At 69.7% G+C, this 13,800-nt stretch carries 12 protein-coding genes; 6 read left to right on the forward strand and 6 right to left on the reverse strand.

Going from position 1 to position 13,800, the window contains the following annotated elements; genetic code table 11:
* Positions 1–7 precede the first annotated feature (7 nt).
* Positions 8–1,249: an ABC transporter substrate-binding protein gene (locus tag ABT158_RS39200; RefSeq protein WP_352362445.1), complete on the reverse strand. Its 1,242-nt coding sequence runs from the start codon at positions 1,247–1,249 to the stop codon at positions 8–10.
* Entirely contained in the window at positions 1,246–2,478 is a 1,233-nt protein-coding gene (locus ABT158_RS39205) for a Gfo/Idh/MocA family protein (RefSeq protein ID WP_352362447.1), read from the reverse strand. The genes ABT158_RS39200 and ABT158_RS39205 overlap by 4 nt, the downstream gene beginning before the upstream one ends.
* 72 nt (positions 2,479–2,550) lie before the next feature.
* Between ABT158_RS39205 and ABT158_RS39210 the strand changes: the two genes are divergently transcribed.
* From ABT158_RS39210 to ABT158_RS39220, 3 genes are read left to right on the forward strand one after another with little or no spacing between them, the layout of a single operon-like run.
* Positions 2,551–3,654, forward strand: a complete 1,104-nt coding sequence (locus tag ABT158_RS39210; protein ID WP_352362449.1) for an ROK family transcriptional regulator — start codon at positions 2,551–2,553, stop codon at positions 3,652–3,654.
* A gap of 19 nt (positions 3,655–3,673) precedes the next feature.
* Entirely contained in the window at positions 3,674–4,603 is a 930-nt protein-coding gene (locus tag ABT158_RS39215; RefSeq protein ID WP_352362451.1) for an inorganic phosphate transporter, read from the forward strand.
* Positions 4,600–5,232 carry a DUF47 domain-containing protein gene (locus ABT158_RS39220; protein ID WP_352362453.1) on the forward strand — a complete coding sequence of 211 codons (633 nt, stop codon included), beginning with the start codon at positions 4,600–4,602 and terminating at the stop codon, positions 5,230–5,232. The genes ABT158_RS39215 and ABT158_RS39220 overlap by 4 nt, the downstream gene beginning before the upstream one ends.
* Before the next feature lie 235 nt (positions 5,233–5,467).
* Here ABT158_RS39220 and ABT158_RS39225 read toward each other — a convergent pair whose 3' ends face one another.
* On the reverse strand, positions 5,468–5,659 hold the full coding sequence (locus ABT158_RS39225; protein ID WP_352362455.1) for a hypothetical protein: 192 nt from the start codon (positions 5,657–5,659) through the stop codon (positions 5,468–5,470).
* A gap of 63 nt (positions 5,660–5,722) precedes the next feature.
* Positions 5,723–5,932 carry a hypothetical protein gene (locus tag ABT158_RS39230; RefSeq protein ID WP_352362457.1) on the reverse strand — a complete coding sequence of 70 codons (210 nt, stop codon included), beginning with the start codon at positions 5,930–5,932 and terminating at the stop codon, positions 5,723–5,725.
* 379 nt (positions 5,933–6,311) lie between these two features.
* Between ABT158_RS39230 and ABT158_RS39235 the strand changes: the two genes are divergently transcribed.
* Both ABT158_RS39235 and ABT158_RS39240 read left to right on the forward strand, forming a co-directional pair.
* The gene (locus ABT158_RS39235) at positions 6,312–8,147 is read left to right on the forward strand and encodes a CocE/NonD family hydrolase (RefSeq protein ID WP_352362459.1); all 1,836 of its coding nucleotides are present in this window, start codon (positions 6,312–6,314) and stop codon (positions 8,145–8,147) included.
* A 309-nt stretch (positions 8,148–8,456) separates the two neighbouring features.
* Positions 8,457–9,698, forward strand: coding sequence for a serine hydrolase domain-containing protein (locus tag ABT158_RS39240; protein ID WP_352362461.1), 1,242 nt, complete (start codon positions 8,457–8,459; stop codon positions 9,696–9,698).
* A gap of 230 nt (positions 9,699–9,928) precedes the next feature.
* Here ABT158_RS39240 and ABT158_RS39245 read toward each other — a convergent pair whose 3' ends face one another.
* Positions 9,929–10,663, reverse strand: coding sequence for a TetR/AcrR family transcriptional regulator (locus ABT158_RS39245; RefSeq protein WP_352362463.1), 735 nt, complete (start codon positions 10,661–10,663; stop codon positions 9,929–9,931).
* Between the two features lie 128 nt (positions 10,664–10,791).
* Here ABT158_RS39245 and ABT158_RS39250 point away from each other — a divergent pair, with 128 nt between their 5' ends.
* Entirely contained in the window at positions 10,792–11,355 is a 564-nt protein-coding gene (locus tag ABT158_RS39250; RefSeq protein WP_352362465.1) for a dihydrofolate reductase family protein, read from the forward strand.
* A gap of 47 nt (positions 11,356–11,402) precedes the next feature.
* Here the strand turns inward: ABT158_RS39250 and ABT158_RS39255 are convergent, their stop codons facing one another.
* The gene (locus ABT158_RS39255; protein ID WP_352362686.1) at positions 11,403–13,484 is read right to left on the reverse strand and encodes a WD40 repeat domain-containing protein; all 2,082 of its coding nucleotides are present in this window, start codon (positions 13,482–13,484) and stop codon (positions 11,403–11,405) included.
* Between the last annotated feature and the right edge of the window lie 316 nt (positions 13,485–13,800).

Here is a 13,800-nt window from a genome sequence, read left to right on the forward strand (position 1 = left end):
CCGCGCCTCATTGCTTGAGCAGCCCCGACAGTTGCTGCTGCAGCCCGGACAGCGCCTGGTCGACGGCCACCTCGCCGGACAGCGCCGGGTATACGGCGTTCTGGATCGCCGCGGTCACGTCACCGTACTTGACGGCGACCGGCCGGGGCTTGGCCGCGACGATGCCGTCCTTCAGGGAGGGCAGGTACGGGTACTGCTTGACGAGCTCCGGGTCGTCGTAGAGCGCCGCGCGGGCGACGGGTGTGCTGTTGACCGTGGCCCAGGTCTTCATCTGCTCGGGCGAGGTGAGGAAGGCCAGGAAGTCCTTGGCGGTCTCCTTGTGCTTGGAGAACGCGGAGATCGCCAGGTTCGCCCCGCCGAGGGTGCCGCTGCCCGGCCCGTCGAGGCCGGGGATGGGGGCGACCCCGATCTTGCCCGCCACGGGGCTGTCGGCGGCGTTGGCGGTGCCGTACAGCGAGGCCCAGCTGCGGGCGAAGAGCACCTTGCCGCTCTGCAGGGCGTTCTTGACCTCGTCCTCCTTGAAGGTGATGCCCTCCTTGGGGATCATGCCGCTTTTGAGCCCGTCCACGAGGAAGGCCAGTCCCGCCTTGGCGGCGTCGGTGTCCAGGTGCGGCACGCCGGACTCGTCGGCCACGGTGCCGCCCGCGGACTGCACGGCCTCGGAGAAGGAGACGGTCAGGCCCTCGTACTTGTCGAGCAGGCCCGCGTAGCAGGACATCTCCTTGTGTCCGGGCAGCACCTCGTCGCAGGTCTCCTTCATCCCGGCCCAGGTCGTGGGGGCCTCGTCGACCAGGTCGCTGCGGTAGTAGAGCAGGCCGGTCCCGGTGAGCCAGGGCATCGCGTACAGGGTGCCCCGGTAGGTGGCGGTCTGCAGGGTGGGGGCGAGGAACTCCTCGGCCTTGAACGTGCCGGCGGCGATGGGGTCCACCCAGCGGTTGGCGGCGAACTCCGCCGTCCAGACGGCGTCCAGCATGATGACGTCCATGGCGTCGGACTTGGTCTGCGCGTTGTTGATCAGGCGCTGCCGCTGGCTGTCGGCGTCCTTGGGCTGGATGTCCAGGGTCACCTGCTGGTCGGGGTGGGCCGCGTTCCAGGCGTCGATGACCTTTCTGGTCGCGGCCTCGTGGCTCTGGGTGTCGACGATGGTGATCGGGCCGCGTCCGTCGGCGGGCGATTCCTCCTCGTCGGCGCCGCACGCGGTGGTCGTGGCGAGTGTCAGCGCGCAGGCGAGCAAGAGGGTCTTCTTCATCGTGGTTCCTTCAGGGTGACGACGGTTCCGGTGAGGCGGGCTTCCTCGGCCGCCCACGCGATCTCGTGGCTGTGCAGGCTCTCCCGGGGGTCCGAGAGGATGGGGGAGGGGTCGTTGCGGGTGAGGGCGTCCAGGAACGCCGTGACCAGGCCCTGGTCGCCGCCGCTGTGCCCGTCGGCGGGCGGGTTGGTGTCGATGACCTCGACGGCCCCGGTCACGAAGTCGGTGACGGTGAGCCGGGCGCCGTCCCCTTCGAGGGAGCCGCGGGTGCCGAAGATGCGGGTCTGGCGCGGGGCCTTGGGGGAGAAGGCGGTCATGGTGAACGACGCGGTCGCCCCGCCGTCGAAGTCGAGGTTGACCACCTGGTGGTCGACCACGTCGTTGTCGCAGGCGTACACGCACCTGCCGTAGGGGCCCTCGCGCAGCGCGCGCAGCACGCCCGCCTCGGTGGTGTCCTCACTCAGCACGGCCAGCGGCCAGCGGTCCTGGCTGCCCACGAAGGGCAGGTAGATGCGCTTCGCGTCGTACGGGCAGGTGTCCGCGACGGCGCAGTCCAGGCAGCGTTCCGCCGCGCCCGCCGGCTGGTTGCCGGCCGTGAAGTGCTTCAACCCTCCGAACGACGACACCCGCGTCACCCGGCGGCCCATCACGTACGTCAGCCAGTCAAGATCGTGGCACGATTTGGCCAGCAGCATGAACGTGGCCTGATCGGTGCGGCGCCAGTTGCCGCGCACATAGGAGTGGGCATGATGCCACCAGCCGACGGGCTCCAGGTGCTCGATGTTCACGATCTCGCCGAGCCGCCCGCTGTCGAGCACGGCCTTCACCCCGCGGGTGTAGGACGTGTAGCGCATCACGTGGCAGACGGCGAACAACACGCCCGCCCGTTCGGCGGCCGCGACGATCCTCCGGCAGTCCCCCAGCCGGATCGCCATCGGCTTCTCCAGCAGGATGTGGTAGCCGAGCTCGGCGAAGCGCACCGCCGGTTCCACGTGGTTGGCGTCCAGCGTCGCGATCACCACCGCGTCCGCGAGCCGCGGCTGCTCGGCGAGCTCCCGCCAGTCGCCGAAGCCGACGGCGTCCGGGTGCTCGGCGAGCAGTGCTTCCCGGCGCCGTGGATCAGGCTCGGCCACGGCGGCGAGCCTGGCACGGCCGTCCGCCGTCGCGTATCGCGTGTATCTCGTCCCTCGGTCGCCCGCACCGACCAAGGCCAGCCCAACCTGTCGCATGTTCCCAACTCCAATTATGAGAAGACGCGACGTAAAGCTAGAGTTTGCCCAGTCCTACCGTCAAGGGGCCTTATGAGAACTCTCGGTGTTACTAACGACACCGCACTGCTGCGCCGCCTCAACACGCGCGCCACCCTGCACGCCCTGCGCCAGGGCGGGCCGCAGACGCTGACCCAGCTCGCACGTGCCGCCGGTCTGTCGCGGCAGACCGCTGAGGTGGCGCTGTCCGACCTGACCGAGCGGGGGCTCGCGGAGGAGGCCGCGCCCACCGAGGGCAGGGCCGGGCGGCCCGCCCGCCGCTTCAGGTTCAGGTCCGAGGCCGGTCACGTCGTCGGCCTGGACGTGGGGCCGCGGCGCATTCTCGCCATGCTGGCCGACCTCAACGGCGACGTGATCGAGGAACGACGGCTCGACGCCGACGAGCACATGCCCGCCGCCGAACGCCTCGCGCTGGCCGAGCGGGCCGCCACCGCGTGCGTGGAGGCGGCGAGGCTGGCCCGCGGGGGCGTGTGGGCGGCCACGGTGGGCACCTCGGGCGTCGTGGACCGGTCCGGCCGGGTGTCGGTCTCGCACCTCATCCCCGGCTGGACCGGGCTCGACCTCGCCGGCCAGGTCGGACGATGGTTCGGCTGCCCGGGGTTCGCGGCCAACGACGCCAATCTCGCGGCCGTCGCCGAGCACTGGCGGGGCAGCGCGCGGCACGTCGAGGACCTGGTCTACGTGTTGTCCGGATACCGGGCCGGGCACGGCCTGCTGCTCGACGGCCGGTTGCGCACCGGCCGCACCGGCAGCGCCGGCGAGCTGGGCAGACTGCCGCTGACCGGCTGGGAGGACTCCTCCGTCGTGCTCGCCAAGGCGGGACGGGACGCCGAGGAGATCTTCCGGGCGGCGCGGGCGGGCGACGAGCAGGCGCTCGCGGTGGTGGACCGGCTCGCGCACGGGCTCGCGCGCGGCGCGTCCGCGCTCGTGCTCGTGGTGGACCCCGAGCTGGTCGTCGTGGGCGGCGGGTTCTCGCGCGCGGGCGAGTTGCTGCTCGGACGCATGCGGGCGCATCTGGCCCAGATGTGCCTGAACCCTCCCGAGGTCGCGCTGTCCACGTTCGGCGAGGAGAGCATCGCACTCGGCGCGGTCCGGATGGCGCTCGACCACGTCGAGCGGGAACGGCTGGGGCTGTGACCGGACCAGGCGGCTCGCCGTGCCCTTAGAAGTCCTGCTCGCGGCCGTCTTCGCCGTGGTCACGGGCGTCAACGACGGCGGCGCCCTGCTGGCCCCCGGCCACAAGCTGCCCACGGTACGGCCACGGACCGGCATCGCCGTGCTCGTCGCGATGAACGCGCTGGTCCCCCTGCTGACCCAGGAGGTGGCGCAGACGTTCACCCGGCGCCTGGCCACGCCGCAGGGCCCGCACGCCCGGCACGTCCTGGCGGTCGCGGTGATCGCGGCGCTGGTCGTCGTCCTCACCCTCGGTCATCTCGGCAAGCCCACCAGCCTCACCCTGGCCGTCGTCGGCGGGCTCACCGGGGCCGGGATCGGCTGGGGCATGCCTGTGGCGGCCGGGCCGGTGGCGCTCGTGCTGGCGGTGGGGCTGGCCGCGCCGTTCGCCGGGGCGCTGGCGGCGCCGCTGGTGGCGCGGCTGCTGGGCGCCTTGACCGCGAGCCGGGGGCTGGCACGCTGGCACTGGGCCGGGTTCGCCGTCCAGAGCCTCGCCTACGCCGCCAACGACGGCCAGAAGATGACGGCCGTCTTCATCCTCGCGCTGGGCGTCCCGGACGCGCCGCTTCCCGTCACGCTGACGGCCGCGGCCCTGTTCGGCGTCGGAGCCCTGTACGGCCTGCCGAAGGCGGGCCGCACGCTGAGCATCGAGATCACCTCCGTCCGCCCCCTGTACGGCGTGGCCGCCCAGGCCGGCTCCGGACTCACCGTGATCGGCTGCGCCGCGGCCGGGATGCCGGTGAGCATGACCCAGGCGGTCGCGGGCGGGCTGATCGGGTCGGCGATGGCGGAGGGCGGCGGCAGGGTGCGCTGGCACGCGGCCGTCAAGATCGTGCTGGCCTGGCTGCTGACGTTGCCGACGAGCGCCCTGCTCGCGGGGCTGGCGTCTTTCGGGCTGGGGATGGTCGTATGAGGCGGCTGAGCCGGTTCCGCGACCTGCTGGCCGGGCGCATGGACACCGCGCTGACGGAGGCCCTGGCCGGACAGCTCCAGGCGACCAGGCAGGGCGCCCGGCTCGCGCTGGCCATGGTGGCGGGCGAGGTCGATTCCGCCGGGGCGCACGAGCGGATGCGGGCGATCGAGCACCTCGGCGACACCCAGCGGGCCCGGCTGGTGGGGGAGCTGGAGTCCGTCCTGATCACCCCGATCGACCGGGAGGACCTGTTCCGGCTCTCGCGCGCCATCGACGACGTGCTCGACGCGCTGCGCGACTTCGTCAGAGGCGCCCACCTGTACCGGCTGCCCGGCCGAACCGGCTTCACCCCGCTGCTCGACCAGGTGCTCGCGGGCATCGAGGCGTTGGACGAAGCGGTCCGCGCTTTGGCATCGAAACCGTCGGCAGCCGTCGGGGACGCACTGGCGGCCAAGAAGGCGGGCGGGGCGGTGCGCAGGATGTACCAGTACGAGATCGCCCGGATCTTCACCGGCGAGCTGACGGCGGACAAGATGAAGGAACGGGAGCTCGCCCGCCGCCTGGAGCTCGCCGGCACGGCCATCGCCGCCGCGGCCGACGCGGCGGCCGAGGGCGCGATGAAGCGCTGAACACCGCGCCCGCCTGACGGTACCGCCTATGGGTTTCTGGAAGGCGTCGGGGACGGCGGGCGCCGGGCCGTCCGGCAGGGGCCGGGGCTCGCGGTCGAAGAAGGCGCCCACCTACGCCGTGGTGATCTCGCCCGACCGCCCAGGACGGGAAGGTCGACGAAGGTGAGGTGGCCGGAGTCGTGCCTTGATGCTCGCCACCCACCGATCACCCGCGTCAACAACCCTGCGGGCCCAATCAGCCGGCGGCGCCGTTCCCGCCGTGCTCGATCAGGTACTGCTCTTCCAGATCCGCCGCGACATCACCTTCGGCCTCGGTAAGACCGATGGACCAGGGGATCGGACATGGCGGACGATGATCAGGATCAGGGCACAGCAGGCGTTGCACCCCTTCCTCAATGTCCCGTGCCTGCTCCGGGGTCGCGTACATCTCTACGCGCAGCTCCCACCGCACTCGATCTCGGTCCACGAACTTCCATTCTCTCGCGCACAGTCACAAAGGTCTCGACGTGAGGATGACGCTCTTCGACCCGCACAACAATCCAGTTTTCCGACTCGACGTCAGGATGATCGCGATCTCGCCATCAACAACCAGGTGCGTTTTGCCGGCCCCGACGCCATCGGCTACGCCACCCTCATCGCCACCGCCCAGCTCAACGCCCCAGGCCGAAACCCTGAGTTTGGGGACGTCCACCACCAGCACGGTCCCGGCTCGCCTCGCACAGCTATTCGGTGTTGCTATGTACCGGTAGTCAGTGTTACTTTCTACCGGTACATAGCAACACTAGGTAGCGAGGGGCGGGGGGCCGTTCCATGGGCAGGCAGGTGACGGAGATGCTGAAGGGAACGTGCGAGGGCGTCGTCCTGGCGGTCCTTTCGGCCGATCCGCCGTACAGGTGATGACTGCACACTCGCCGCCATTTCAGCGTGCTGCGCGAGCCGCCGCCGCCGGAGCTCCGCGCTGACGCGCGGAACCACACCATGCCGCCATGGATTGGCGACCATCCATCCCCGAAGGGAAGCACATGTCCAACGCGCAACGGCGAGGCTTCCTCGCCGCAGTCACACTCGCGATCCCGCTCGTGGTCGCCGCCGCCCCCGCTGCTTCCGCGAAGGCGGCGCCGAAGATCGAAGTCTCCGGCGGAGTGACGCAGCCCGTCTTCTCCTATCAGGACGCCATCCGTGAGCACGTCCGGGTGAAGTCGACGGTGGACAGTGACAACGACGGCAAGAAGGATCTGATCCGGGTGGACATCATCCGGCCGAAGGAGTCCGGCTCCGGGCTCAAAGTCCCGGTGATCATGCACGAGAGCCCGACCTTCGACGAACCGGGCGCCGGCTACGAGAATGACCACAAGAAATACGACGCCAGCGGGAACGCGACGAAGTTCCCGCTGTATTACGACAACTACTTCGTGCCGCGCGGGTACGCGTTCGTCTCCGTCGACATGGTCGGCACCAGGTTGTCCGACGGCTGCCCGACCTCCTACGGCGCCCCTGACGTGCTGGGCGGCAAGGCTGTCATCGACTGGCTGAACGGACGGGCGACCGCCTACGACGACAAGGGCGAACCGGTCGAAGCCACCTGGACCACGGGACGCACCGGCATGATCGGACACTCCTACGAGGGAGCGCTCGGCGTCGGGGTTGCCGGGACCGGCGTGCAGGGACTGGAGACGATCGTGCCGCTCGCGAGCTACACCAACGGCTACGAAGCAAGCCGCATGAACGGCACCATCTCCTGGTTCAAGGGCGTTCAGGAGTTCATGGCCAAGCGCTTCGACACCGATCCGGACGAAAAGTGCGCGGCTGAGCACCAGCGCCTGCAAGAGGGCGAGGACGACGCCACCGGCAACTACAACGCCTTCTGGGACGAACGCAACTACCGGACCGGGCCGATCTCGCAGGCACGCAACATCCACGCCAGCGTCTTCGCCGTTTACGGCATGCAGGACCGGGCCGTGGTGGGCAGCCAGTTCGCCCAGTGGTGGGCCATGTTGCCCAGAACCGTGCAGCGCAAGGCATGGGTGACGCAGTACGGCCACCTCGACCCGTTCTGGGCCCGCCGCGAGGAGTGGCTCAAGACCCTCAACAAGTGGTTCGACCACGAACTCATGGGCATCTCCAACGACATCATGCGCGAGCCACGCGTCGACCTGCAGCTCGGCCCGAACCGGTGGATCAGTCAGGCCGACTGGCCGGCGCAGGGGCGGATGACGACTCTGCGGCCGCAGCAGAACGGCTCGCTGGGCCACAAGCCCTCGACCGGCTCCGGCACTTTTCTCGACACCGCCCAGACCGAGATCGCCATGGCCGACAACCCCGCCACCGCCAACCCCGACCGGCTCGCCTTTCTGACTCCGCCCCTGAAGACGTCGATGCGGCTGTCGGGGACGCCGTCGGTGAGCCTGAAGGTCAAGCTTGACAAGCCCACGGCCAACCTGGGCGTGCTGCTCGTCGACTACGGCACCGACACCCGCATCAACTACCGCGAACGCACCGCCACATCCGCAGAGGGCCTCAAGTTCCTCGACGGCACAGACTGCGTCGGCCAAGGCACGGCCGACGACGACGGCTGCTACCACAAGGTCGGCGACAACACGGCGACCACCGCCTTCCACGTGGTCACCCGCGGACTCATGGACGCGTGGAACCACAAGTCACTCAGCCGCCAGACGCCGCTGACGCCGGGCAAGTCGTACCAGATCACCTGGAAGACGCTGCCGCTGGACTACGAGTTCAAGGCCGGACATCGACTGGGCCTGATCCTGACCGGAACCAACGATGACTTCAACATCGACGAGACCGGCCACGGCAACGCAGACGACGCGGAACCCGGCACCGGAGCCAAGGTCACCATCGACCTGGCCGGCACCTCGATCGCGCTACCGGTGGTCACCGGCACGTCCGTGAAGTAAGAGCAGGATGGGGTGCCGTCAACCGACGTGTGAGAGACCGCCACACGTGGCCTGACCTCGGGGGCCTGGTCGAACAGGTTGCGGCGAACGGGACGCCGATCCGCCAGATCGTCCGGCATGACCCGGTGAAGTTCGTCGAGAAGTTTGTCCGCGCCTACTCCGCTGGTGAGCTACGTCCCCGCGCGTGCGCGCAAGCAACTGACCGACGCCATCGCGCGCGTCGCCGTCTGAGACCGCCAGACTCCCGACTCTCGTGCGCGCCGCGCCGAGACGGGCCTTGCAAGATCAAACATTGTGTAGAGGAGATTCATGATGGGACACAGCAACAGCGGCTTCTCCAAGACCGGGCTGGACAGACTGCGCGAGGTGCTGGCGCGGCATGTCGAGTCCGGGAAGATCCCCGGGCTGGTCGCCCTGGTCAGCCGGGGCGAGGAGACCCACGTTGAGACGATCGGGACGATGCGCCATGACGGTGGCGCGCCGATGCGCCGCGACACCATCTTCCGGATGGCCTCCACGACCAAGCCGGTCGGGGCGGCGGCGGCGATGGTGCTGGTGGACGAGTGCCGGCTGCGGCTGGACGACCCGGTGGATCCGTGGCTGCCCGAGCTCGCCGACCGGCAGGTGCTGACGCGGCCCGACGGACCGCTGGACGACACAGTGCCGGCGCGGCGGCCGATCAGCGTGCGGGACCTGCTCACCTCCACCAACGGGCTCGGCATGGACATGACCGCGCCGGGCACCCCGATCATGGGAGCGCTCTTCGAGCGGGGTGTCTACGGCCAGGAGGGCGGATGGCTGCTGCCCGCGCCGGACCCGGATGAGTGGATGCGCCGCCTCGGCACGTTGCCGCTGATCTGCCAGCCCGGCGAGCGGTGGATCTACAACATCAGCAACGACGTGCTCGGCGTGCTGGTGGCCAGGGTCACCGGGCAGTCGTTCGAGGAGTTCCTGCGCGAGCGCATCTTCGATCCGCTGGGCATGAAGGACACCGGCTTCCACGTGCCCGCCGACGAGATCGACCGGCTGCCGCCGCTGTACGCCCCCGACTGGCAGACCGGAGAGTTCCGCGTGGAGGACCCGGCCGAAGGGGGGCACCACAGCACGCCTCCGGCGTTCCAGTCCGGCGGCGGCGGGCTCGACTCCACCGCCGACGACTACCACGCCTTCTTCCGGATGCTACTCAACGGCGGCTTGCACAACGGCGAACGGATCCTGTCCCGGCCCGCGGTCGAGCTGATGACCACCAACCAACTTCCGCCCGAGCAACTGGCCGCCCGAGTCGCCTGGGGCCGCGAGTCCGTCCATCGGGGGTACGGCCTGGGGCAGCACGGCGGCTGGGGCTTCGGCATGGCGGTGCGCACCTACCGGGGCGACTACGCGCCCGTCGGCCAGTTCGGCTGGGACGGCGGCAGCGGCACCACCGTCTACGCCGACCCGCACAATGGGCTCGTCGGCATTCTGCTCACCCAGACCGGCATGTCCACCCCGGATTCGGCGCGGGCCATCCACGACTTCTGGACCACGCTCTACCAGGCCATCGACGACTGACAGCCCGTCCTGCCTGGTCGAGCCGGCGTAGCGCTCCCGCCGCGCCCAGAGGCGGCCGGCGGAGATCTGAGCCAAGCTGAAGAGCCGGCGCATCAGGCGGGCGACCGTGCAGCGCGCCACCGCCACGCCCTGACGGTTGAGCGCTCATCGCGCCGCTCACGAGCCGAGTCTCCTGTTCGGTCGAACTCTGCCGGGGACGTCCGAACAGCTGCCCGGCCGATGGTCGCCGTTTACGGAGGATCTGGGGGCGAAGCGCCGTTGTCGTGGGTGCGTTGAGTGATGGTGCGTTCGAGACCGTCGAGGAGGGCGAGGAGGCCGAACTCCCGGGTGGTGGTGGTCGAGGGGACGGCCACGGCGGTGGCCAGCAGCGGGAAACGGCCGGCGTTGAGGAGTAGCAGGTCGCGCATGATGGGGGCGGCGCTGCCGTCCGTCCAGGTCTGAGTGCCTTGGGTGGCGGCCGGGTGGGTGGCGCGGATGTGGTGGGACACCATCATGACCGCGTCGAGCCGTTCGCGTTCGGTCAGGGGGGTGTCGGTGAGGGCGCTGAGGGCTCTTTCGGACCATGCGGTCTCACGTGGTCCCATGACGCGGTCGCCCACGGTGATCGACGGCAGCCAGGGGTGGCGCCGCCAGGCGGCGGACAGTCCGCGGGCGTACTCCTCCAGCTTGGCCCGCCAGCCGGCCGCCCCGCTCAGGTCGGGGGGTGTGCCGACCGCCGCCTCGATCATGATGGCCATCAGCTCCGTCTTGCCGTTGACGTAGCGGTACAGGGCCATCTTGGTGAGGCCGAGCTCGGCGGCGACCCGGTGCATGGACACCGCCTCCAGGCCCTCCGTGTCGGCGACCTTGACGGCGGTGTCGGCCAGCCGGGCGAGGTCGAAGGCGGGCCTGGGGCCTCTGGTGGGCGGCTTCCGCAGGCCCCACAACAGCTCGGCCAGTGCTCTTGGATCCTCGTTGGCCGACATGTCGCCTCCCGCTTGCCATCCGCCAAAACTGTATCTAGCGTACACAGTGTCCTGAGGACACAGTTAGGCTCCGAACCAGGGAGCGGAGGTGGCCGAGGAGCCACGCCGTTGGAGACAAGGAGTGGGCCATGTCCAAGTCAGTGCTCGACATGTCGATGTCCCTCGACGGATACATCGCCGACCCCCACGACTTTCTCGGCGGCGACGACGGCGAGCGGCTGCACAAGTGGGCTGACTCCGACCAGCATCCCGGGCCGGTCAAGCAGTTCCAGGACGAATGGAACGGGGCTGGTGCGATCCTCGCGGGACGGCGGACCGCCGAGCTCATGGACCACTGGGGCGGCTCTCACGGCGGTCTGCCGATCTTCGTCCCCAGTCACCGGCCGCCCGGCCCGGCCGCCCGGTGGGGCTATCCGCTGGTGACCTACGTGAACGACGGGATCGCAAGTGCGATGGCGCAGGCGAAGGCCGCCGCCGGGGACCGGGACGTCCAGATTCGTGGCGGTGCGTACACGGTGCAGCAGGCCCTCCAGGCCGGGGTGCTGGATGAAGTGCAGATCCATCACATCCCCGTGCTCCTGGGCGCAGGACGCCGGTTGTTCGACGTCCTGACGTCGGAGATCGAGTTGGAGATCATTCAGGTGATCGACACCCCAGAGGCCACCCACATCCGCTACCGCGTCCGCCGCTGAGCCCCTGCAAGATCCCGATGCGCCCCCCGTGTCGGCGCCACGGTGGCTCAAGGGCAGATGGTTCTGTACGGCTCGTTCGGCGGCAGATACAGCTGCCACTCGCGCCGAGTGAGTGAACGCCCCGCCACGTCACAGACCGCCCGTACGAGGTCATGAGGAACATGTAGTTCCCACAACTGCGCCTCATTGTCGAGGCCAACCGCCAGCCTTGTCCCCTTGGGGTCGAAGGCAAGCCCGAAGGCACTGTCGTGACGGATGTTGAACTCTTGCACGAGCCCCCGAGTCTGACGATCCCACAGGCGGACGGCCGTTCCCCAGCCCGCTGACGCCAGCGTGGAGCCGTCCGGGCTGAAGGCGAGCGCGAACACCCCGTTGCTGTGGGCGTTGAGCTCTCCCAGCGACCGTCTGGTCACCGCATCCCACAAGCGAACGGTGCCCCGGGTGTCGCCGGTGGCCAGGACTGTCCCGGCGGGATTGAACGCCACCGCGTGGACGCTGTCGACGTGGCCGGGGAGCTCGCCCAGCTGACGGAGCGTCGCCGGGTTCCACAGCGTGACGGCCTCGCTCTGGCCGCCGACGGCCAAGATCGAGCCGTCCGAGCTGAAGGCGAGGGCATAGGCCGAATTGCTCGAAGATCCTGGCGCCTTGACGGCACCGATCAGCCGGCGAGTTCGGATGTTCCACAGCTGTATCGAGGCACCGGCACTGACCGCGAGCGTCGAGCCGTCCGGGCTGAAGGCGAGCACGCCGATCCCGCTGCCGCCGCCGGGGAAGGAGTCCCTGGGCCGCCAGGTGGCCGTGTCCCATAGCTGCGCCGCCGACGTGCCGACCGCCAGCACGGAGTCGTCCGGGCTGAAGTCCAGTGCCCCGACGGCCTCAGCCTTGTCGCCAAGGACGCCGGTCTCGGCGCCGGTGGCGGGATCCCATAGTTGAGCCCCTCCGCGCAGGCTGCTGCCGGTGGCCAGGAGCGTGCCGTCGCGACCGAAGTCGAGGGCGCTGACCGAGCCGTTGGCGATGTTGATCGTCCGGGCCGGCCGCCAGGTGGAAGCAGCCCACAGCCGGACGATTCCGTTGTCGCTTCCGGTGGCCAGCAGCCCGGACGGACTGAAGGACAATGCCCTGACTCCGTCGGTGTGTCCGCGAAGCGCTCCGATCTCCTTTCTGGTGCCCGGATCCCACAGCCTCACAAGCTCGTCGTCTGAGCTTCCGATGGCCAGCATGGACCCGTCCGGGCTGAACGCCATCGCGCGGAGCCTCTCGATGGGTGTGGTGAAGCTTCCGCTCCGTTGCCGTTTCGTCAGGTTCCACAGCTGAACGCTGTTGAGGTCGTCGCCGGTGGCCAGCGTGGAGCCGTCCGATGTGAAGGTCATCGCGGTGATGCGCGTCTTGTGCCCCGCGAATCGCGCGAGTTGTCGCCAGGTGGCCGGGTCCCAAAGGCGGACTGTGCCGTCCTCTTCGCCTACCGCCAGGGCGCGGCCGTCCGGGCTGAAGGCCAGGATCTGTGCATGGCGACCGACGCGCGGCGGGTCGGGGAGTCGTCGCCGCGTTGTCGGGTTCCACAGTTGGACGGACTTCTTGCTGATGACCGCCAGCACCGAGCCGTCGGGGGAGAACGCCAGCGCCGTGGGTCCATCGGTGGAGACGTCCAGCGTGCCTATGGGGAGCAACGTCCGAGGGTCCCACAGCCGGACCGCGGAATCGGAGAAGTCGCCTGTCGCCAGGACCGAACCATCCGGGCTGAACGCCGCCAGGTCCACACCGACGCTGTGCGCTCTGACCTTGCCCAGCGGCCGTCTCCGTACGGGATCCCACAACCGGATGACGCCTTTGTCGTCGCCGGTGGCGAGCATGGTTCCGGCGCGGTTGAACGTGGTGACGTCAATCCCGCCCGTGTGCCCCTCAAGTACGCCTTGGGTGGAGGTGGCCAAGGCGGCCAGCATGCCGTACCGCGACTGGGGGGTGGGTGCGAACGCCGAGGCAGTGGCGGCCAGGAGCCCGGCGACGACGGGGTCGCTGTCCTTGAGCCGATCCCCTTGGGCGGTCAGCAGCCGGGAGATCGCTTCCTTCTGCCTGGCATCCGACAATGCCTGTCGGTTGACAGCGATCACAGCGGCGATCGCCGACACCACGGTCAAGATCGCCAGTGTGGCGACGGCCGCCCGTCCAAGGCGCCGGCGCCGGGCGGCGAGCCTCACGTCGTGGGCCCCGGCCTGGTCGCACGCCGTCATGAACGCCTCGACCAGCTCCGTCGTCGGCGAATACCTGTCGGGGTCGGCCTTCTGGCGATCTACCGCGCTCCGAGCCGACGCCAGGACCTGACCGCGATAGAGATGAGAAGGATCACCGGAGTCGGGGGGGGGGCGCGCGGGGGGGGGAGGGGGATGGAGGAGGAAGAGTTGACAAACAAGAAAGGAGGACCGAACCCCCCCCAGGGGGGCGGGGCGC

The organism is Nonomuraea sp. NPDC001636, from assembly GCF_040298265.1.
In the GTDB taxonomy this organism is placed as follows: domain Bacteria; phylum Actinomycetota; class Actinomycetes; order Streptosporangiales; family Streptosporangiaceae; genus Nonomuraea.

What these genes read in the sequence shown, in the direction of transcription:
- ABT158_RS39200 (WP_352362445.1), bottom strand. Translation starts at nt 1,249, where the DNA reads ATGAAGAAGACCCTCTTGCTCGCCTGCGCGCTGACACTCGCCACGACC.
- ABT158_RS39205 (WP_352362447.1), bottom strand. Translation starts at nt 2,478, where the DNA reads ATGCGACAGGTTGGGCTGGCCTTGGTCGGTGCGGGCGACCGAGGGACG.
- ABT158_RS39210 (WP_352362449.1), top strand. Translation starts at nt 2,551, where the DNA reads ATGAGAACTCTCGGTGTTACTAACGACACCGCACTGCTGCGCCGCCTC.
- ABT158_RS39220 (WP_352362453.1), top strand. Translation starts at nt 4,600, where the DNA reads ATGAGGCGGCTGAGCCGGTTCCGCGACCTGCTGGCCGGGCGCATGGAC.
- ABT158_RS39225 (WP_352362455.1), bottom strand. Translation starts at nt 5,659, where the DNA reads ATGTACGCGACCCCGGAGCAGGCACGGGACATTGAGGAAGGGGTGCAA.
- ABT158_RS39240 (WP_352362461.1), top strand. Translation starts at nt 8,457, where the DNA reads ATGATGGGACACAGCAACAGCGGCTTCTCCAAGACCGGGCTGGACAGA.
- ABT158_RS39245 (WP_352362463.1), bottom strand. Translation starts at nt 10,663, where the DNA reads ATGTCGGCCAACGAGGATCCAAGAGCACTGGCCGAGCTGTTGTGGGGC.
- ABT158_RS39250 (WP_352362465.1), top strand. Translation starts at nt 10,792, where the DNA reads ATGTCCAAGTCAGTGCTCGACATGTCGATGTCCCTCGACGGATACATC.